At 35.0% G+C, this 21,062-nt stretch carries 17 protein-coding genes; 16 read left to right on the plus strand and 1 reads right to left on the minus strand.

What is annotated here, in order from left to right; all coding sequences use genetic code 11:
* The first annotated feature begins 330 nt into the window (after positions 1-330).
* The 16 genes from KYG33_RS02455 to KYG33_RS22600 all read left to right on the plus strand — a co-directional run bounded on the left by KYG33_RS02455 (position 331) and on the right by KYG33_RS22600 (position 19,283).
* A complete protein-coding gene (locus KYG33_RS02455) occupies positions 331-1,671 on the plus strand; it encodes a hypothetical protein (RefSeq protein WP_219072606.1) in 1,341 nt (446 codons plus the stop codon).
* A gap of 972 nt (positions 1,672-2,643) precedes the next feature.
* Positions 2,644-4,065 (plus strand): helix-turn-helix transcriptional regulator, encoded by a 1,422-nt coding sequence (locus KYG33_RS02460; RefSeq protein ID WP_219072607.1) that lies wholly within the window; start codon positions 2,644-2,646, stop codon positions 4,063-4,065.
* Positions 4,066-4,646: 581 nt separating this feature from the next.
* Positions 4,647-5,063: a transposase gene (locus KYG33_RS02465; protein ID WP_077416232.1), complete on the plus strand. Its 417-nt coding sequence runs from the start codon at positions 4,647-4,649 to the stop codon at positions 5,061-5,063.
* Positions 5,060-5,377 (plus strand): helix-turn-helix domain-containing protein, encoded by a 318-nt coding sequence (locus KYG33_RS02470; protein ID WP_228408784.1) that lies wholly within the window; start codon positions 5,060-5,062, stop codon positions 5,375-5,377. Before KYG33_RS02465 ends, KYG33_RS02470 begins: the two co-directional genes overlap by 4 nt.
* Before the next feature lie 329 nt (positions 5,378-5,706).
* Complete coding sequence (locus KYG33_RS02475; RefSeq protein WP_219072608.1) at positions 5,707-7,254, plus strand: tetratricopeptide repeat protein; 1,548 nt, start codon at positions 5,707-5,709, stop codon at positions 7,252-7,254.
* 188 nt (positions 7,255-7,442) lie between these two features.
* The gene (locus tag KYG33_RS02480) at positions 7,443-8,564 is read left to right on the plus strand and encodes a hypothetical protein (protein WP_219072609.1); all 1,122 of its coding nucleotides are present in this window, start codon (positions 7,443-7,445) and stop codon (positions 8,562-8,564) included.
* Between the two features lie 169 nt (positions 8,565-8,733).
* The gene (locus KYG33_RS02485) at positions 8,734-9,678 is read left to right on the plus strand and encodes a BPSS1187 family protein (RefSeq protein WP_219072610.1); all 945 of its coding nucleotides are present in this window, start codon (positions 8,734-8,736) and stop codon (positions 9,676-9,678) included.
* Between the two features lie 289 nt (positions 9,679-9,967).
* Positions 9,968-10,120 (plus strand): hypothetical protein, encoded by a 153-nt coding sequence (locus KYG33_RS02490; protein WP_219072611.1) that lies wholly within the window; start codon positions 9,968-9,970, stop codon positions 10,118-10,120.
* A 298-nt stretch (positions 10,121-10,418) separates the two neighbouring features.
* The gene (locus KYG33_RS02495) at positions 10,419-11,036 is read left to right on the plus strand and encodes a TetR/AcrR family transcriptional regulator (RefSeq protein ID WP_077416084.1); all 618 of its coding nucleotides are present in this window, start codon (positions 10,419-10,421) and stop codon (positions 11,034-11,036) included.
* Between the two features lie 119 nt (positions 11,037-11,155).
* Positions 11,156-12,157 carry an NAD(P)/FAD-dependent oxidoreductase gene (locus tag KYG33_RS02500; RefSeq protein ID WP_317619670.1) on the plus strand — a complete coding sequence of 334 codons (1,002 nt, stop codon included), beginning with the start codon at positions 11,156-11,158 and terminating at the stop codon, positions 12,155-12,157.
* Positions 12,158-12,403: 246 nt separating this feature from the next.
* Entirely contained in the window at positions 12,404-13,720 is a 1,317-nt protein-coding gene (locus tag KYG33_RS02505; protein WP_257468896.1) for a TolC family protein, read from the plus strand.
* Positions 13,721-13,734: 14 nt separating this feature from the next.
* Positions 13,735-14,778 carry an efflux RND transporter periplasmic adaptor subunit gene (locus KYG33_RS02510; RefSeq protein WP_219072613.1) on the plus strand — a complete coding sequence of 348 codons (1,044 nt, stop codon included), beginning with the start codon at positions 13,735-13,737 and terminating at the stop codon, positions 14,776-14,778.
* A 6-nt stretch (positions 14,779-14,784) separates the two neighbouring features.
* The gene (locus KYG33_RS02515; RefSeq protein ID WP_219072614.1) at positions 14,785-17,850 is read left to right on the plus strand and encodes an efflux RND transporter permease subunit; all 3,066 of its coding nucleotides are present in this window, start codon (positions 14,785-14,787) and stop codon (positions 17,848-17,850) included.
* 10 nt (positions 17,851-17,860) lie between these two features.
* The gene (locus tag KYG33_RS02520; protein WP_172625784.1) at positions 17,861-18,637 is read left to right on the plus strand and encodes an SDR family NAD(P)-dependent oxidoreductase; all 777 of its coding nucleotides are present in this window, start codon (positions 17,861-17,863) and stop codon (positions 18,635-18,637) included.
* Positions 18,638-18,788: 151 nt separating this feature from the next.
* A complete protein-coding gene (locus KYG33_RS02525) occupies positions 18,789-19,181 on the plus strand; it encodes a DNA topoisomerase (protein ID WP_257469001.1) in 393 nt (130 codons plus the stop codon).
* A gap of 12 nt (positions 19,182-19,193) precedes the next feature.
* Positions 19,194-19,283 carry a hypothetical protein gene (locus KYG33_RS22600; protein WP_411267040.1) on the plus strand — a complete coding sequence of 30 codons (90 nt, stop codon included), beginning with the start codon at positions 19,194-19,196 and terminating at the stop codon, positions 19,281-19,283.
* Positions 19,284-19,935: 652 nt separating this feature from the next.
* On the opposite strand, the gene KYG33_RS02530 is transcribed toward KYG33_RS22600, so the two are convergent.
* Complete coding sequence (locus KYG33_RS02530; protein ID WP_149831900.1) at positions 19,936-20,601, minus strand: hypothetical protein; 666 nt, start codon at positions 20,599-20,601, stop codon at positions 19,936-19,938.
* Positions 20,602-21,062: the final 461 nt, after the last annotated feature.

Consider the following 21,062-nt stretch of genomic DNA (forward strand, 5'->3'; position numbering starts at 1 on the left):
ATATTAATATCTTTTTAATCTCTGAAGAATTTTTCCCAGACAAATTAAAGTAATACATAGTCAATCAATAATTTACTTTGTTGGATTCTGGAAGATTACCTATTTAATCTTAATCTATATAGGTATTGCCTGGAATATGATCTCATCAATTTCCAAAATAAAAACATTTTATCTATTACTGCTATAGCGATGATCAATACTGATACTGCCTTAATGGAGGGGCTGTGGGCATATCATATTTTCGTCTTGAGTTTACATTAAGTCTATTTCAATTTTGAAGTTTCCAGCTGCAGTAATATACATTATCCTTTAACAAAAAAATATAAAAAAATGAACACAAAAAATTTATTTTCAATTGCATTGTCAGTAGTAAGTGTAGCTTTTTTTGCACAAACAGGCAATGTAGGAATTAATACAACAACTCCCGGTACAACACTTGATGTGAATGGAGCTATTACCAACCGTGAAACAGCCATAAGTGTTACCAGTAATAATGCTAATATTCCGGCTAATATAAGCCAGGCACAGCTTACAGGAAGTGCTACTGCAACAGTTTCTATTTCCGTTCCGGCTGCACCCAATGCTGGTCAAAGGCTGGTCATTTTTAACAACACTACAGGTGGGTTTGGTGCAGCGCTAAACGGGGTTACCATACCCAATGGAAAAGCACTGGAATTTGTGTACAGTAATGCAGGGTGGAGAGCTACCGACGGAGGGACTGTAGGTGCAGCACCTGTTAATATTTATACCGCAGATGGTGTGCTTAGCAGTAACAGAATTGTAACACAGGGAGCCAATACCTTGGCATTTACAGCCAATCAGCCTAATGCATTCTCTGTAGCCGGAAGTACTTTTTCAGTAGATGCTGCCAATAATAGAGTTGGAATTGGTACAGCTGCACCGGATACTAAATTAACGATTAATACACCAGATAATAATTTTGGTATCCATCACACCAATGGAACGATTAGTCTTAAGTCTTATATAGGATCAGGTGCTGTATGGCTGGGAACGACAACATCACATCCCTTACATCTGGAAACAGGTAATAGTACAAGATTGTCAATTACAGCAAATGGTAATGTTGGTATTGCTGTAGATACTCCAACCAACACATTGGATGTTAACGGCAATGTTAGGTTTCGCTCGTTACCGATACAAACCTCGCTTGGAAGTTCTAATATGTTGCTTTCTGACGGAACTGGCGTTGTTTCACAGATTACTGGTAACGACTTTATCAATACTTTGAAAACTCCTAATAATATTTTCAATGCTGAGCAATTTGCCAGTAGTGCAACTCTGCCTGGAAATGGGGTTAGTAACAGAGTCATATTTGGGACGGTCAATATCAATACGGCAGGGGCAGGTACCTGGGACTTTTCCAATAGCAGTTATACAGTAGCCAAAAGAGGAATATATCATATTGTAGCTGGAGTAAAACTGGAAAATGCTACCAATGCTCCAAATTATGCACTTTATATTAATGCTGGTAATATGGCTTGGACTTTCGGCGGAGCTCCTCAGGCAGGAAATATTTTTATATTATCCGGGACTTATGTAAAGTTGCTGAATGTGGGAGATATTATTTATTGTGATACAAAGACAGGTCCTACTGGCCCCAGCTATAATCATAGCAGTGCATTTATGCATATTATTTATACTGCATTGTAAATGCTATCATGAAGATGAATTAAATTATTGCTGTGAATCTATAAGGAAAGTTGGAAACATATAGTTCTTAATTTACTTGGATGACAAATTGAAAATGATAGTTGCTATGTACTTGTACTTATGTATCGTGTTTTTCTATTGGGCAGATATGAAGTATACTTAACAGAAAAGGCGATTGTACAATCGCCTTTTAAAATAACAGCCCAATCTTAATTGCTTATTTTATTGATTTGATATAAGGAATGAAGTAGACCTATTATTAATTAAAATGTCAGAAAAGTACCAAAATATATAAGAATTTTCCTTTATTAATTTGGATGATTTTGTCAACTTTGCGGTAGATAAGATAGCCGGTCAAAGATTCAATGAGGGTGGTGTATGGACTGCTAATAATTCGCAAATGGTACTCTGAACTACCACCACACAATCCAAACATGAACAATATAATCTGTAATACATCATATCTATGGCTTATTTTTTTACTCCCTCTTTTAAAATACAAGTTGAATTAAAAATGTTAAATCCTCATATATTGTTTCAAATAGCATCTTTTAAATTCAGGAAAGAACTAAGTTGGGGTAAAATGACATCTGATTTTGCTGAAAAGGTCTTCAGGACTGCAATAAAGGCCACTATGATTGCTCAGGCCTGAAAGTGTGGTAAGAATGTTCAGCATTCACATGTCTGATATACATTACCCTTTTTCCTACGAATATCCAGCTTCGATTCCCATTCCAATTGCTTTTTCTGAAGATTCAGCAATCAGGAACTCGCATGCTGAAATATCTGCAAAAGTCTGGTCTATCATTTCTTTCTCCTGGTCTTTTATAATTCGAAAAACCAATAGCTGTATAAGCTTTCATCATTTTAAATTTTAGTACTGTGAAAATACCGGTTTACGTGAAGTAACTGTGAATAAAATGATATTTTCCGAATCATTTGAACATTACCTTAATTTTTTTTCAAATACCTATGGCTCATTTAAAAAATATTTTTATTGTTCTACTCCTTTTGCTGATCTGTAATGTTAAATCTCAAATTACCATTGGGAAAATTGATAGTTTGCAAACCACCACATTCAGTAAGCTTCTTAAGAATGGGGAGTTGTACAAGATTGTTTTATTGGAAACTAAACTAAGAAAAGAATGTCAGCGATTAAATTATAAAAATGGCGAGATACGAGGATGTCTTAATTTAGCTAATGTACTGATCATGATGAAGAAAAATGAAGAGAGCCTTCAAATGGTAGAAATGGCTGAGAAAGAATTGAAAGGTAAGAAAAAGTATGATCTTGAAGCCTATATGTACTTTGTGTATGGTAAAAATTATAATTCTCTGGATTTGCATGAGCAGGCAATTAAATACTTTGACAATGCTTTTGTACTGGCTCACAAGATTAAAGATCAAAAGGAAAAAGAAAAAAGACTCTACAGTATTTATGATTGGAAGAGAAATAGTTTTGAGTATTTAGGATTAATGGATTCTGTTTACAGCAATGAGCGGAAATGTCTGAAATCTCCAATGCCTATGCTATACATTACAATAGCCGAAAGGCATTTTAAGCTACGTAATATAGACTCTGCTGAATTTTACATTAATAAAGCCAATGAACTTCTCACTACCCAACAAATTCCTATTGAGGGGAAGGCCAATGTACTGAGGGCTTTTGGAAAGCTGAATATTGAAAAGAAGAATTACCATAACGCTTTAAAATATTTATTCAGTTCTTTAAAGATCACTTCAAAAGCTCAATTAGGTAAAAGAACGCTGGAATCTTACAAATTGATTGCTGAGGCGTACCGAGGCTTGAATCTTCCCGAGCTGGAGAATGAATATCTGGTAAAATACTCTGCTCTAAATGATAGCTTACAGCAAGAGGAAAATGCCGGAATCAATATGATAATTAAACGAATGCATAAGGAGCAGTCAGATCAAGAAAAAAGATACAGTTTCGTTTTATTGTATGTCATACTCAGTATTGTTTTCCTGGGTGGTGTTATCGTATATTTTGTTTTTAAATTTTCCAAAAGCCGGGAAAGGATTAAAGATGCCGTGATCAATGAAAAAGTAAAAGAATCGGAAAACCTTAAGCGAAAGTTATCCTGTACCTATGAAGAACTGATCATGCTCGCTAAACAATCAGATCCATCCTTTATGATTAAGTTTAAAGATTCTCATTCTGATTTTTATGATTGTCTTATTTCAAAATATCCGGATCTAAATCCAAATGATCTGAAATTATGCGCATTTCTTAAACTGGACTTATCCAACAAACAGATTGCTGATTATGATCACATTTCAATTAGAACTGTTGAATCGAAAAAATACAGACTCCGAAAGAAATTGAAACTTTCCAGAGATATTGATCTCTATAAATGGATTCAGGATTTTTAATTTTTTTAAATTATATTATCAGTAAATCAGGGTTTTATAGGGTGCGGTATAAATGCAGTAAAGATTTTTTGGTACTAATCGAATAAATTTGTTTTCTAGAGTTTTAGGAATAAAATACATAAGGATTAACCATAATTTTTGTCATTCGATCTATCATATAAATAATTGTATTGCAAAGACCTGTCTAAGCTCAAATTAAGATAAGTAGTATTGATATTAATCCATTTTTTCTTTATGATTTTAAATCTAAAATAAAAACCAAATCTATTAACATCAGAAAAGTTACAATTAAAAGATTCTAAAAACACAACCAATGCTTTGCTCTATTTAGATTTTCTGTCATTTTCCCTCCATAAATTACTGAAGTTTCTAATAGAGCGAAGATTTGATAGATTCTCAAGTTGCTGGAATGTAACTTCTCTAACCTACAAAAATCTTAGGGTATGAAAAAGATATTGAATGACCTTAGTTAGTACTGTTTCTCCTACTCAAAAACTAAATGTAATCGGTTGGAAGTCACCAGTACAAAACAGCATCTTGATTTACAATCTTTATGACCTACATACTTTTATAATATGTTTATGAATTTTAAAAATATCCACATTGGGCAGATGATAGAACAAAAAATTAAAGAAAACGGAATAGAAATATCCCGGGTTTGTAATTTTTTGAATATTATGGACGTTGATTTACAGCAAATATATAAGTCTGCAAATATTGATTGTGATACGTTATTAAGGTTTTCTAAGTTAACGGAATACGATTTTTTCCGTATCTATTCACAGCATCTGATTTTGTATTCCCCGCCTAAGGGACCGAATGTTAAGCAGAATAAGACAGATCTGCCCGTTTTTAGAAAAGCAATTTATTCGAAGGAAGTGATTGATTTTATTTTGGAGCAAATTACATCAGGCAAAAAGACAAAATTACAGGTTATTGAGGAATATAGAATTCCTAAAACAACGTTATACAAATGGATAGAAAAATTTCAAAAATGAAACAATATCCCAATTATGGTAGGATTTATGAAGATCTTATTGAACAAAAATATCCGGATAAAAAGGTAAAATGTAAAACATTACTCAAAAAGAATGTTTTATCAGTATTGGATGTTATTAAGCTTAACAATTTGCTTTTTAGTAATGAACAGGATTGCTATAATCAAAAGCTTCGCTCTTATGATGAACCTGCTATTCTGGAAATTTTACAATATCAGAAAATTAATAAGCTTAATAATACCAATGTAGCATCCCATTTTAAATTAAGCCGGAATACGATTACAAAATGGAAGAGACTATACAATAAATTGTAATCTAAAACAGATTTTTAATTCTACTTACAAATATATATGTATTAAAAACTTCTGCTAATGAGATCAGGCTATTATCGTTTTTAGCTGGACACTTTGCTGAGTGGTAATATTGCTGTACGATTCTTCGTGTAAAATCCTTTTTTATAGGTAATCTCTGTATACTAATAAACAAATAATTTATAGAATATCAATTCATCTGCTTATATTTTTAAAAATGGAATGGTGAATTCTTTATTTGTAAGCAAACAGCAGTTTTAGTAGAAATCAGGAATAATTTCTCCTGTAATCAAAGTGCAATATTAAGAGAGTTGGATCATAACACAAAACATATGACAAAATCAAAAGAATTTCAGTATTCTTCTTATTCTCAAAAACAGCATTCATCAATTTTTTTTTCATTTTTTAGACTGATAACTTTGTTGTTGCTATTAGTCATTTGTTTCCATGCTAAGGGACAAAAAATTGACAAAAAAGTGATTGGTAAAATTGATTCTCTAATTGTTATTGCTGATGATTTATACATGAATGGAAAGGATAGAGAACTTATTTTAATTGTAGAGAAAAAAATAATACCTGAATCAAAAAAAAATAATTATCAAAGAGGGTTATGCTATGGTAATTTTTATATTGCTTCCTGTTTATCGTTTGCGGGAAAATACCTTAAAAGTAATATATATATTAAGAAATCACAATCATATACTTCGTATCTAAAAAGTGATTTCACGCAAAGTTCCCGTAATTATGGATTAATAGGAGATAATTTAACAGATCTTGGACTTTATACAGCGGCAGCTCAAAACTATCATAAGGCTGTTCGCGAAATTGAAAAGATTAATACCAAAAATTACAATGACCTTTTAACTCAAAGTACCACCTATAATACGATGGCGAATTTGTATACTATACAGAATTTTCCGGATTCTGTATATTCCTATTTGCTAAAAGAAAAAAAGATATTAAGAACAATTCCTCTGCATATTGCATATAGGGAAGTGGGAAGCTCTTATAGCTCACTAGGAAACTATTATCTTTTAAAAAAAAGTTTTGATTCAGCTGAGTATTATCTTAAAAAGTCATTATCAATTCTAAAAAATAAAGAACATCCGTACGAAATTGAAGCTTTAATCGGGATGGGGGATCTTTACATGTACAGAAAAAAGAATGATAAAGCTATTCAATACTATCAGGAAGCATTGAATAAATCAAGTCTCCATAATTTGCGTTCGCATGGAATATTATATAAAAAGCTGGGGGATTTCTATTTTAAATGCAATGACATCGAAAAAGCTAAGGAATATTCAATTTTAGGACTAAGGTTTGAAGACAGCATCAATGTAAATATGGATCGTGATCGCAATTTCATTGTCAATGAAATTTTAGAAGGAGAAAGAGAAATTTACAAAAATGAAAATAGAAAAATTAACTATGAAGTGGGGCTACTGATAGGTGTAATTATTTTATTACTAATCGTTATTTATGTTTTTCGTAAATCAAAGAAACAAAATGACTTAAAGCTGGATATCAAAGAACTTGAGATAGCTGAAAAGATAGCGTATACTAATGAGTTGGAGCAAAAGTTAAAAATATCTTTAAATGAAGTTATAGAAGCCGCAAAAAAAAATAGTCCTGTTTTTTTTGAAAAATTTCAATCTTTACATCCGAATTTCAGTATAAAATTGTTAGAGATCAATGGTAATCTTATCACCAGTGAATTGATACTTTTGGCATATGTTTACCTAAATTTTTCATCTAAGGAAATAGCATCATATACTTTTAGATCATACCGAACAGTACAAAGTAGAAAATATATGTTACGGAAGAAACTTAATCTGGAGGCCAATCAAGATCTCTATTTATGGCTAAAAAGAAAGACATAAAGGTATACTTATATAGTACGTAAATATTAAGTGTTTTTATTTTTTTTAATATTATCAATCGTAATGTATTGATTATTATTTTATTATGTGATTAATCCTTTTTGCGTATCTGTTTTTTTTTATGAGATTTCTGGTTTATTTTCCTTTGTAACAGAAATTCTTATAAAATGAAAAAAAAATTATTACCTATGGCTGCGATATTTTTTGGCACCATAATCTATGGACAAATTGGTATTAACACTACGGCTCCAAAAGCGACTCTTGACATTATAGCAAAAAATTCAAGCGGAACCTCAACTTTAGCAGATGGATTACTAATACCGCGTATAGACAGGCAAAGGGCTGTAAATATGACTTCAGTTGAGCCTTCTACTCTTATTTATGTAAACAGTATTGCCACTGGCAGCGCTACAGGGCAGGGATCAAATATAGATAGTATAGGGTTCTATTATTTTGATGGCGTAACAAGCAAATGGAGTAAATTAACTACAGTAGCAGATCCTACTCCCGATGCGTTTGTGGATGATAGCGCCAACACAATGGTTAAGCTTGGAGCAACTTCTTCAGGTTCAGCCAGAGCTGCAGGATCAGAATTTGTTATAATGGATGCCGGAAATGTTGGAATGGGTACTTCAACACCAGCCCAAAAGCTGGAAGTAAATGGAAATGTAAAATTCAATGCAGTACCTAATGCTACATCCGTAGATAATACTGATAGAATAATGGTACTACAAAGTGATGGTACTGGTAAAAAAGTTCCTTTAGCTAGTCTTCAGCCTCCTAATGCTTATACCCCAAGAGGAATATTTAGTTATCAGGCACCTAATCCTGTTTTATATGCATTGAATACATCATATCCAACCCAAACTATCATCAATAACATTGATATTGGCTATAATATCTTTACGGTATATATTCCCGCTAATACATCTTCATTGATCCTTTTTAATTACTCAATACCTAATGGATTAACTAATTCTACTGGAGATAACCTCGCTTTAAATACAAGTGGTGCCATTTTCCAGGGAATAAGATTTTTAAAAGATGGGGTGGAAGAACCTAACGGATCAAGGAAATTTCTTCAAACTGGAGTTTCTTGTGTGTCGGGAATTTATTCGGAAACGATTGATAACCCTACTTCCAGTCTAATTGCTATAGTATACTCGATTCAAGGATATCTAGAGATAAATCCGGGCACTAATCTCCCAAGTGGCGCTTTTGCAAGATTTAATATGAATAAAGCAACTGGAGCCAATTATAATTGGGGGAAAGGGATTCTAACATTACAACAGTTTGATAAGCCTCTGTAGTAGTTTTGAGGATGAAATAAAAATATACACAAAAAGTAATCAGAACCCACTATTATAAGTTCGAAATAAAAATAATTTTCTATAACAAGCGATGATTATCTCCGTCAATACAAACTTTATTATCAGACTAGGAGATTTATATATGAAACTCAACAAACATTGATTCTAAATGAAAAAGAAAATTTTCTTCCCAATCATTGTGCCATTAATTTTATTGCTACTTGTTATAAGTCCAGGCACAAGTATAGGAGCGCAAAACATAAACCTTGCTGTTGGTTTTGCTGGATATAAAATAATAAAAATAAAACCCAGCGAAGCGGATTCCTCTGTACGTAAGTGGGACAGTGTACATGTTGTGTATTACGACAAGACTATTAAAAATAATAAGGTATTGTTATGGCTCACTGGTACCAACGGATCAACAGATAATATTCCATTAAATTTTTTTAAAACAGCGTTGGATCAGGGGTATAGGATTATAGCACTTTCTTTCATTAGCACACCTGGTGTTTCGCAGGTATGTGTGGGCAATAAATTAAATGAAAATGTTACTTGTGCAGCTGAGTTTCGTAGGAAACGAATTTACGGTGATAATGTTTTTTTGTCTATTCCAGATGAATTTCAAGATGCTATTATACCCCGTTTGACAAAACTGTTACAGTATTTATCAAGAAATGATAAAGAAGGTTTCTGGTCTCAATACTTAAATCAAAGTACTGGTAAGCCTATCTGGAGCAAAATAGCCATAGCCGGCCAATCTCAGGGTGGAGGTATGGCTGAATTTATTGCCCAGCATGAATCGGTGGCAAGGGTCATCAGTTTTTCCGGAGGATGGGACTACAGCAATTCAACAACAAAAGAGATCGCTGGCTGGTATTATCAGAAATTCATTACTCAACCTGAAAATGTTTTTGCTACTTATCATGTAGAAGAAGCCGCCGCAGCGCAGTTAGATGAAATATGTCTAGCATTACACATACCCAGAGAAAATGTCTTTGCACTAGACCAGCCACTTCTTAAACAAAATAAAGGCCGCAATCCATATCACACAGAAGGCATTAGGAATCCTGTTTATAAGCTTATTTGGCTAAAAATGCTTGGTTCTGGACGCTAGAAAAAGGATAGAAGTTTAAATTGACTTTACAGCTTTTTTCGATGGGAAAAATTGATTACGATGACTATTTTCTCATTAAGAACAGTTGTAAAGTCAATTTAAAGAATTATGCTTCAGAATTACGTGAACAAGCATTAAAGGCAGGAGTAGGAATGTTTGGAAAAAAGAAGGGAATAATATATTTTGTCATTTAGGAGACATTTATGAGGTCTCTGATATATTAACAAAACAAAGAATAGCAAGATTATATTTTCCTGAGAAAGTAATTACTGATGAAAAAATTCTGAATATGTTACCGGAGTTTATAAAAATAATATTTGGAATAAAATTAGAAAAGTCTGTGTCAAGAGTAGGAGAAACTTTAGGTAATGATGAGAAGATAAATCATTTTCTAAAGGAAATTTCTTTGTTTGCTTTTGAACAACAATTGAAAACAATTTAATGGAATATACATTTGATTTTTCTCTAAATTTTGGTGTTCGAATACTGTTAGGTTATCGAAGGTAAAGTTTTCAAACCTTCATTGATCTCTGTGTTAATTAATTGATTTTCAGTGTTTTGATTTTTTATAGTAGAATCAACTAAGTTTTTTTGGGTTGACACTTTTGTAATGAAAGTCTTAATCTGCTGAAAGATAACAATTTGATTATAAGTTTTTTTTTACTGATATAGAAAACATTGTAAGATAAAATGAACAACGTTCAAAAAATATTTATACATTTGTATCATAAAATCATTCTATGAGTATCAGCGAAAGAAAACAGAAGGAGAAAGAGGCACTAAGACTGCTAATTCTAAACGGAGCTAAAAAGCTTTTCGTTGAAAAAGGTATTGAATATACCACGATCAGGAATATAGCTGATGAGATCAATTACAGTGTGGGTACTGTCTATGTTTATTTCAAAGATAAGAATGCGATCTTCCACGACCTTCATTCCATCGGATTTCAGGAGTTGGGGCAGTACTTCAATGAGCTTTTTAAAATAGAGGATCCAATGAAGAGACTGAGAAAAATGGGATTCGTCTACATCAAATTTGCGATGGAAAATTCTGAAATGTATGATCTAATGTTCAATCTGAAAGCTCCGATGGATTATCTAGAGGAACAGAAGAATAATCTGTGGCCAGAAGGAACTGAGACGTATGGCTACTTAAAAAAAACGGTGGAGGAGTGCATGAAGCAAGGCCATTTTAATGGTCATAATTCGGAAGCATTGTCTTTTATGATCTGGAGTTTGGTTCACGGTATGTGCTGTCTGGAGATCCGTCACAGAACCAAAGGCATTAAATTCAGCAGTCCGGAAACTATTCTGTCAGAAGGCTATAACGAATATTTAAAAATATTAGAAAAACTATAAGTTTTTTTTTGCTGAAAAAAATGAACACTGTTCAAAATAAAAACAATGTGTAAGTAGTAAGAGATTATTAGTTTTCATTAGGAAATTTCAAGACACACATTAAACTATATAAAATAATTATGGACAGAAGATTTTTTATTAAAAATGCATCTCTCGCATTTTTGGCGACTTCCATGCCTTCTGTCTTCTTTAAAAATATTGATATGGACTTAAGTAATCAAAAATTGTACGATACAATTATCGTAGGTGGCAGTTATGCAGGACTCTCTGCTGCCATGACACTCGGACGTTCTTTGAGGAATGTCTTAATTATTGACAGTGGAAATCCCTGCAATAAACAAACCCCTCATTCACATAATTTCTTGACGAGAGATGGTGTACCCCCGGGAGAAATTGCGAAAATTGCCAGGGAAGAGGTTGCCAAATATCCAACCATCGAGTTTTATGATGGTTTCGCAGTGAATGGAAGCAAAATATCGGAGGGTTTTGTGATAAAGACTTCAGATGGCAATTCATTTAAAGGTAAAAAACTGATTTTTGCCACCGGAATTTTAGATTCCCTACACGATATCAAAGGATTCGCAGAAAGCTGGGGAATATCTGTCATACATTGTCCCTACTGTCATGGATATGAAGTCAGGAACAAGAAAACAGCAATTTTAGCAGATGGAGATCGTCTGGTGTATTTTACCTCGTTAATTAAAAATCTGACCGATGATGTCACATTGATTACATCAGAGATAAATGCCAGTAATGCTGACAATATTGCAATCCTTAAAAGAAATGGTGTCAAAATAATTGAGAAAAAGATCTCAGAAATACAACACCACAACGGATATATCGAAAAGGTTATTTTTTATGATGGAACAGCAGAAAGCTTTGAAGCAATGTATGCACCGGTACCATTCCGTCAACATTCTAATATTCCGGAGGAATTAGGATGTGAGTTGACAGATGCAGGTCTGATCAAAATCGATGAATCTCATAAAACTACCTTAGATAGTGTATATGCAGTTGGTGACAATAGTAACATGTTAAGGTCAGTTTCATTGGCAGTATCATCCGGATCGGTAGCGGGAGTGAAAATCAATGGAGAGTTATCTGCTGAAATGTTTAGCTAATCAATCAGGTGATTTATAAGGTGAGGTTATGCTAAATGTCTGAAGCAAGCCATTTATTTTATGCTCCAATAAAATTAATCCACATTTACAATCTTGTGAGAAATTTTGTTGATGTCTTTTGATGGAATTATGAAACAGTCAATTTAGTCTCACTAAATGATTAGAATAATTACCCTTTTTTGAAAAAAATCATGAACAATGTTCAAATTATAAACAATGTATTTAAAAAATAAAAATCTATCAGTAATGTTTCTGTTATGCCTTGGTTTTCTTGGGTATAGTCAAAAACATCTCGACCGATACATAGAAATCGGTCTTGAAAACAACGAAGTGATCAAACAGAAGAACTTTGACATCAATAAAAGTCTGTATGCGCTAAAGGAAGCACAATCATTGTTTTCGCCGAATGTCGCTTTTGTCACAAATTACACCATTGCAGACGGCGGAAGAACCATTGACATTCCGATCGGGGATATGCTGAATCCGGTGTACAGCACATTGAATCAGATCACGAATTCCAACGCTTTTCCACAACTCCAGAATCAATCGGTATTGATCAATCCAAACAATTTCTACGATGTTAAACTTCACACGACGATGCCTCTGTTGAATTATGAGATCATTTACAATAAAAAGATCAAGGCGCAGCAAACCACAATGCAAAAGATCGAACTGGAAATCTACCAACGTGAATTGGTCAAGGACATAAAAATTGCCTACTACAAGTATCTGCAATCTGTGGAAGGTATCAGGATCTATGAAAACGCATTGGCCATAGTCAAAGAAAATCAAAGGGTCAACAGATCGCTATTTAAAAATGACAAGATCAACAGAACCGCAGTACTCAGGAGTGATAACGAGGTAACGAGAATCGAAGCGAATCTTGAGACAGCAAAAAACACAAGCAAAAATGCAAAATCTTATTTCAATTTTCTTATAAATCAAAAGCTTGATTCAGAAATCGAAATCGATGAGAATATGGAATTACCAACCGAAATGATCACAGAAAATACGTCAAGCAGAGAAGAATTGAAACAATTGGGACAGGCAAAGGAGATCAATGAAAACGTTTACCAGTTGACGAGATCCAGCTGGTTTCCAAAACTAAGCGGATTTGCAGATCTGGGATTGCAGGATTTTGATTTTAAAGTTGAAAAGTCGTCCCGTTACTATTTCGCAGGTCTGAGTCTGGAATGGAACATCTTTTCAGGTAATAAGAACAGATACAAGCTGAAGCAGGTGGATGAGGACAGCAAAAAGATCAGTTCTCAGATCGACAATGTTAAGCAGCAGCTACTGTTGCAGTTCGAGGTTTCCCAAAATAATCTGAAATCAGCATTGGAACAGTATGAATCGGATAAGAAACAAAAGGAAACAGCCAAAAAATACAATGGTGATGTTACCAAACTGTACAAAGAAGGAATGGCGATTTACATCGAATTGCTGGATGCCCAAAATCAGGTGGTCAATACTCAGCTGAACGCCAATATTTCCCTCTATAATTCCTGGATTGCCTTTGCAGAGCTGGAGAGAGCCAATGCCACATTTAATTTTAAAAGATAATATACTAAAAGATCATGAATAAAACATTAAAAATATCAATGCTTTCTCTTTTCTTCATCATGTCCTGTAAAGAAGAGAAAAAAGAAGTCAAACCCTTTGAAAGTGCCGAGGTCATTCCCGTTAAAACCACATCGGTCGGTTCTCTGGCGCTTGCCGGAAATATCAGCGCATCAGGTTTGGTGACAACAGAAAACGAAACGACCTATTCCTTCAAGATCGGTGGAGTGGTGAGTGGTGTTTATGTGGAGGAGGGTCAGTTTTTCAGAAAAGGTCAGCTTCTGGCGACCTTAGATGAAACCGAAATCCGTGCCGGTCTGAATCAGTCCGACTTAAATGTTCAAAAGAATGAACGTGATTACAAACGTGCAACCAATTTATATAAAGACAGTGTGTACACATTGGAGCAGGTACAAAATACCAGAACAGGGCTGGACATTGCCCGAAGACAGAAAGATGCTGTTGCTTTCAATGCCAGATACGCAAAAATCTATGCGAGCGCTGACGGCTTCGTTTCACAAAAAATAGCCAACAAAGGTGAGATCGTAGGCCCGGGTTCGCCGGTTTTAATGATCAATGAAACTTTCCACAACAACAATTATTTACTGAAAGTCGGTTTGACAGATACCGAATGGGCATCCGCAAAGGTTGGGCAAAAGGCGGTGGTTACGCTGGACGGTTATCCGGGTAAGAAATTCGACGCCTTTGTGTTTAGAAAATCGCAGTCTGCTGATATGGCGCTCGGATCTTTTCAGGTAGAGCTTAAACTGATGATGAATGACAGCAAACCTGCCGTGGGAATGTTCGGAAAAGCAGAGATCAAAACCGATCATTCTGAGGATTTTATTGTGATCCCCTATAATTCTCTTCTCGAAGCAGACGGAAAAAAAGCCTTTGTTTATGTTGTAGAAAATAGCAGGGTCAAGAAAAGACCGATCACGATCGCCAAATTTGAAAACAGCAAAGTTTTCGTTCAGGATGGACTTCAGAAAAGCGATAAAATAGTGATCTCCAATAGTGCCTATCTTAACGAGCAGTCGAACATTAAAATTATTAAATAACAACTGATGAAAATTACAAATTTTGCTGTAAAGAACTACCAGTTCACGTTGATCATGTTTCTTCTCGTTGCCGTAGTGGGTATGCTGACACTGTTCACAATGCCAAGATCGGAAGATCCTGCAACACATCCGCCGCAATATCTGATAACGGTCATTTACCCCGGTACAAGTCCAAAGGATATGGAAGAACAGGTGGTTAAACCGATTGAAAACAAGATCTATGGATTGGAGAATATCGATAAGATCCTGACCACTGTGGAAGATGGTGTCGCTGCGTTTGAAGTTAAATTCAAATATGGTGTTGATGTGGAAAACAAATATCAGGAAATCTCAACAGAAGTCAATGCGCTTAAAAACAGTGAGCTTCCGAAGGACATCTATCAGATCAAAACAGAAAAGATATCCTCGGCCGATGTCAAAATTCTGCAGGTGGCCTTGGTGTCTGAAAATGCTTCGGAGAAAAAAATGCACGATGAAGCCGATAAACTTAAAACAAAACTCGAGAAGATCACCAATCTTAAAAACGTCATCTATTCAGGGATTCCTGAGCAGGAGATCAGAGTAGATCTGAAACTGGATAAATTGGCTCAGCTGAGAATCCCTCTGAATGTCGTGATTGGAAGTTTACAGAGCGAGGCTGCCGACATTCCGGGTGGAAGTATTGATATGGACACTAAAGTTTTCAACGTAAAAACGAGCGGTAAGTTCAAAAATGAGGAAGATGTAGCCAACACAGTTATCTACAATGCCAACGGAAAGATCGTCTATATGAAAGATGTTGCCGAAGTGGGTTACAAATCGCAAACGGTAGATCATATCACGAGGATCAACGGACACCGATGTGTTCTTGTCAGTGCAGGGATGAAGGATAATGTCAATATTACAGATGTTCAGAAAGAATTTGAACCGATCCTTGAGCAGACTGCAAAAGAGCTTCCCGAAAATATCAAATTGGTTAAAAATTTCGATCAGGCGAATATGGTTTCGCAGCGTCTCGGACATTTAGGTTTTGACTTTGGATTGGCGATCATATTGGTTATTATTACGTTATTACCTTTGGGGACGCGCGCCTCTGTGATTGTCATGATCTCCATTCCATTGTCATTGGCATTAGGTCTGATCGCTATGAACGCTTTAGGATTTTCATTAAACCAGCTAAGTATCGTTGGTTTGGTGGTCGCTTTGGGACTGCTGGTCGATGACAGTATCGTGGTCGTCGAGAATATTGAAAGATGGCTACGGGAAGGGCATTCCAAAAAAGATGCGGTTCTGAAAGGCACCAGACAGATCGGTTTGGCAGTCGTTGGCTGTACCGCCACGTTGATCATTGCGTTTCTCCCTTTGGCATTCCTTCCTGATGTTGCAGGAGAATTTATGAGAAGTCTTCCGATGGCAGTGATCACGAGTGTTTTAGCTTCGATGTTGGTCGCGTTGATGTTAGTTCCCTTTCTGGGGAGCAAGTTTCTGAAAACCCACGACCACGAAGGCGGAAATATCTTTCTTCAATACCTTCAGAAATTCCTGACCAACAGCTACAAAGGTATTATGCCTAGAGCTTTGAAATATCCAAAGATAACGATCGGAATTTCATTGGCCTTGAGTGTTTTGGCATTTGTGTTACTCAGTTTTACAGGATTTAAACTATTTCCAACCTCTGAAAAACCGATGTTTCTGATCAATATCAAAATGCCTCTTCAATCCAACATTTCCGAAAGTGACCGTGTGGCGAAGATCGTTGAGTCTGAATTAAAAAATCACAAGGAGATCACCTATTATACTTCGAATGTGGGAAAAGGAAACCCTCAAATTTATTACAATGTGCATCCACAGGACAGAAAGCCCGATTTTGCCCAGGTCTTTGTTCAATTGGATGACGAGGCAAAACCAGCTGTAAAGACCGAACTGATCGAAACCTTAAGAGAAAAATTTAAGACAATACCTTACGCGAAAATTGAGGTCAAAGATTTAGAACAGGGAACACCGATTGAGGCCAATATTGTGGTTCGCCTTTTTGGTGAAGATCCTGCGGTGCTGCGATCACTCTCTTCACAGGTTGAAAATATTCTGAGAAAACAGGAAGGTACAGTTTACGTGAGCAATGAGTTGAATACCTATAAAACAGATGTCAAGGTAAAGATCAATAAAGAAAAAGCAAGAACGTTAGGAGTGATGACGAGTGAGGTTGATAAAGTGATTCGCCTTGCCATTGCCGGACTTCCTGTTGGAGATTACATTGATGACCGGGGTGATTCAAGAACAGTGACCTTAACTTTGCCAAGGGAAAAATTCTCCACTCTTGATGCTTTGAAAAATCTTTATGTCAACAATGTTCAGGGGGCACCGATTGCACTGAATCAGATTGCGACAGTTACCTTTGAAATTTCTCCAACAGCGATCAACCACTTCAATAAGTCAAGATTTGCCAAAGTTTCAGCAATGACGGCCAAAGGATACTATGCCAATGACCTGCTGGTGGATATTGTTCCGAAGCTTGATCAACTGAAAATGCCGCAAGGCTACTCTTACAAACTGGCTGGTGAAAAAGAATCTGAAGGCGATGCGCTGGGTGGTAACTTTATCTCGGTCATTATTTTGAGCACATTCCTTTTCATTGCCGTCTTGTTGTTACAGTTCAAAACATTCAAAGGAATTATTATCGTTTTGTCCATCATTCCGTTGGGAATTTTAGGTGGGGTAATTTTCCTGCTGATCGACGGAAGCCCGATGTCAATGGTTGCGATCATCGGATTCATCGGACTGTCGGGAATTCAGGTTAAAAATTCTCTGTTGCTGGTAGATTTCACGAATCAGCTCAGACTGGAAGGGAAGTCGATCGACGAAGCAATTGCTATTGCCGGAGAAACGCGTTTTCTTCCTGTTGTTTTAACTTCCATCACAGCGATCTGTGGATTGATTCCTTTGGCCTTAAATTCAAATCCCTTGATCGCGCCTTTGGCAATTGTGTTGATCGGAGGTTTGATAAGCTCAACAATTCTTTCAAGAATTGTGACCCCTGTAATGTACAAACTGATTCCGCCAAGTCTTGATGTTGAAAAAGAAGAAGAACATTAAAATTAACAAAATGAGGGAATATATTTTAATTACCGGAGCATCATCCGGAATAGGCTACCAAATGGCTATTCAATTGGCCGAGAAAGGTAAAAATCTGATTTTGGTAGCGAGAAGTGAGGAAAAACTCAGAAAGTTGGAGGAAGAATTGATCAGTATCTACAAGGTCTCTGTGTATTGCATGGTCAAAGACCTGTCTGTGGTGGATAATGCTATAGAGCTCTACGGTGAAGTTCTGGAGAAAGATTTGTTGGTTACTGGTTTGGTTAACAATGCCGGTGTTGGAACTTATGGAGAATTCATAGAGACCTCTCTGGAAGAGGAACTGAAGATGATCGACTTGAACATTTCCAGTCTGGTAGTACTTAACAAACTTTTTGCGACTGATATGGTGACAAGAAAATCAGGCCGAATCATGAATGTATCTTCGGTAATGGCATTTCTGCCGTTTCCGTATTATTCGGTTTACTCTGCGACGAAAAGTTTCGTACTGGCCTTTACAGAAACACTCGCTTCAGAACTTGAGGGAACGGGCGTTGTGGTTACTGCACTTTGTCCCGGACCGATCGATACCGGATTTTATACCGAGGAAATGCTCAAGGCCAATATGATGAAAACCAACAAATCGGTACAGCCGGAAGTCGTTGCAAAAGAAGGTGTTAAACTGTTGTTAAATGGAAAAGGCAAGAAGATCGTTGGTTCGATGAATTGGTTTTTATCCAATCTACCACGGCTTATGCCAGATTTTTTGATGATGAAGATTAAAAAGAATCTTGCTAAGCAGGCCTGATCATCCTCTTTGAACTTTAAAAATATTAATCTGGCTTATTCTGGATTGGAAAATAAAAAAAGGCTCCATTTAGATTAGAATGGAGCCTTTTAGCTATTTGTGACCAAGACGAGCCTCCATTATCGAAACGCTGCTCAGCAGAAACTATATTATCAGGAAAAGCAAAACGCTACATCCTACAGATAAAGGCCTACAGGTTTACAACCTTGTCAAAGACAAAAAAATAGCTAATGTCCAAATGACCGCAGAATGGGAAAAAACACTGGATAGAATTGAAAAAGATGAACTCAGTAAAGACCAATTCATGAACGACATCCAACACTACACAGCAGAAATCACCAGCGAACTTTTATCACTCTATATTCCTCAAGAAAATATACCACAATTAAAATGCCCTAAATGCCAAAAACATACTCTTATTATCAAAGCTAAAATTGCCAAATGCGCAGATGAACAGTGTAACTGGATTCTCTTCAGAATTACATGTGGAATACAACTCAGTATTAAAGATCTTACTTTGTTACTAACTCAAAACAAAACATGATTAATTAAGGGCATGAAAACCAAAAACGGTAAAAAGTTTGATGCTTTTATCATTCTAAAAAATGATTTTAGTGCATCATTTGAATTTGAAAAGAAGAATTAATTTCAAGAAAAATAATAATGTAAAGAAGCAGCCAATGAGCTGCTTCTATATTTTATATTTTTATCCAAATTTAACCCCTTTTTCATCTACGGTTTTTACCATTGCCGCATGGTTCATTATTAATTATGAAAGGAGACTTACAGGAGAACTGGGAGCATCGGATTGCTAAATCAATATTGGCTTTACCTCTCTGCGGTAGAACCAATCATTTTTTATAAACTGTCATATAAAATATAACTTTTAATTTCTGATGTAGAAAGCAATGTAAGAGTAAGATAAAAATATTTTATATTCTCTTATAATTTAACCATTTTCTTGACAAGAAGAATAAAAGAGATATTATGAGAACAATTGTAAAGGGCCACAAAAATATCTTCGATAATAGATATAAAATGAAAATACCAGCAAAAGATATAATAGAGAATATTAAGAATAATTTTTCTTTCCCAATAAGCTTTAAAAAATTATAAACAAATAACATTAGAAATCCAAAAAAAGTAAACTGTCCAAAATTATTTTGTAAATAATTGTAATTTAAAGCATTATTATAATCTGGACTTAACCAGATATAGGCGAAAAACATTACGCCGATAAAAGACATAATTAAAATAATAATATCTTTAGATTTTAGTGTTTTCATACATAATATATTTTAGCAACCTGCAGCTTCTAGACAGTCAACAGCTCCCCATCCAGCACCAACAAAGCCTATAACAGCACCTCCCCAAGCTCCGAAGAAACCTCCTGAAGCTCCTCCAACAACTCCACCAATTACAGTAGCTGCGATCATTCTTGGTTTCCATTTGGTTACACAAGCTTGGCAGGCTGGGTTTCTTTTTCCGGCCAAAGCAAGATTTTCTTCAACAATAAAATCAGCTTTTCCGATAACTCTTTCTATAAATTCTTTATTTTCACCGTTATACTTTAATTGAGGATATTTGTCATAGAGAGTTGCTAGTAAATCATTCATTTTATCAAGAGATTCTGATACTTCATCATTTGAATATCCTGTTAATTCTACGAAATACGCTTCTTTTCCACTTTCAAAATTAGCTTGATTAAAGTTCGTTCGGAAACCTTCTTTATTAGGCATATTCTCGAAAAGTGAAAATATGATACTTCCATATTCTATAAAATTCTCGTCTGTAGATAATTGTTTTACTAATTCATCTTCAGTTAATTCATCTGATTTTGCTGCTTGATTATTTGAAATGGTTTTTGATGACACAAGATTATCATCGACATTATTATCATTATTTGAACAAGATGTGAAAAGGGATAAGGACACGATTGTAAGAACAGTTAAAATTTTTTTCATTTTCTTTAGTTTAATTTGTTTGTATATATAATTGTGAATGGTTTGTGATAATACGTAAATAATTACCAAACCTTAAATTATTTACTTTAATGCTCTGGGATTTTCATGATTATTGTTATTTGACGAAAATAAATATTTTATCATATAAATCAAAATTTTATTTATATTTTTTGTTAATACTTAAATATACAAGCTTGAAACGACAAAACTAGTCGTATTAAATTTGAAGTTTCATCAGTCAACTAAGGTCCATTATTGGTCTTTTCTCTGAGGCTGAGCTGCTGTACCTTTTCCAAAGTAAAAATTTTTGTTGTGTTATTTATTAAACTGTAAATTATACACAACGTATCTTTAGTTGAGTACTTTATATAACAGATTATTTAGATGGTTTTCAATATGGTTTTTCAGAGACTACCATTTGACTTTATATATTAAGTAATACAATAATTTAAGCCATGGAT

It is taken from the genome of Chryseobacterium sp. D764, from assembly GCF_019317325.1.
Taxonomy (GTDB): domain Bacteria; phylum Bacteroidota; class Bacteroidia; order Flavobacteriales; family Weeksellaceae; genus Chryseobacterium.

Coding starts and splice junctions, on each gene's coding strand:
- KYG33_RS02455 (WP_219072606.1), top strand. CDS start 331: ATGAACACAAAAAATTTATTTTCAATTGCATTGTCAGTAGTAAGTGTA.
- KYG33_RS02460 (WP_219072607.1), top strand. CDS start 2,644: ATGGCTCATTTAAAAAATATTTTTATTGTTCTACTCCTTTTGCTGATC.
- KYG33_RS02465 (WP_077416232.1), top strand. CDS start 4,647: ATGAATTTTAAAAATATCCACATTGGGCAGATGATAGAACAAAAAATT.
- KYG33_RS02470 (WP_228408784.1), top strand. CDS start 5,060: ATGAAACAATATCCCAATTATGGTAGGATTTATGAAGATCTTATTGAA.
- KYG33_RS02475 (WP_219072608.1), top strand. CDS start 5,707: ATGACAAAATCAAAAGAATTTCAGTATTCTTCTTATTCTCAAAAACAG.
- KYG33_RS02480 (WP_219072609.1), top strand. CDS start 7,443: ATGGCTGCGATATTTTTTGGCACCATAATCTATGGACAAATTGGTATT.
- KYG33_RS02485 (WP_219072610.1), top strand. CDS start 8,734: ATGAAAAAGAAAATTTTCTTCCCAATCATTGTGCCATTAATTTTATTG.
- KYG33_RS02490 (WP_219072611.1), top strand. CDS start 9,968: ATGTTACCGGAGTTTATAAAAATAATATTTGGAATAAAATTAGAAAAG.
- KYG33_RS02495 (WP_077416084.1), top strand. CDS start 10,419: ATGAGTATCAGCGAAAGAAAACAGAAGGAGAAAGAGGCACTAAGACTG.
- KYG33_RS02500 (WP_317619670.1), top strand. CDS start 11,156: ATGGACAGAAGATTTTTTATTAAAAATGCATCTCTCGCATTTTTGGCG.
- KYG33_RS02505 (WP_257468896.1), top strand. CDS start 12,404: ATGTTTCTGTTATGCCTTGGTTTTCTTGGGTATAGTCAAAAACATCTC.
- KYG33_RS02510 (WP_219072613.1), top strand. CDS start 13,735: ATGAATAAAACATTAAAAATATCAATGCTTTCTCTTTTCTTCATCATG.
- KYG33_RS02515 (WP_219072614.1), top strand. CDS start 14,785: ATGAAAATTACAAATTTTGCTGTAAAGAACTACCAGTTCACGTTGATC.
- KYG33_RS02520 (WP_172625784.1), top strand. CDS start 17,861: ATGAGGGAATATATTTTAATTACCGGAGCATCATCCGGAATAGGCTAC.
- KYG33_RS22600 (WP_411267040.1), top strand. CDS start 19,194: ATGAAAACCAAAAACGGTAAAAAGTTTGATGCTTTTATCATTCTAAAA.
- KYG33_RS02530 (WP_149831900.1), bottom strand. CDS start 20,601: ATGAAAAAAATTTTAACTGTTCTTACAATCGTGTCCTTATCCCTTTTC.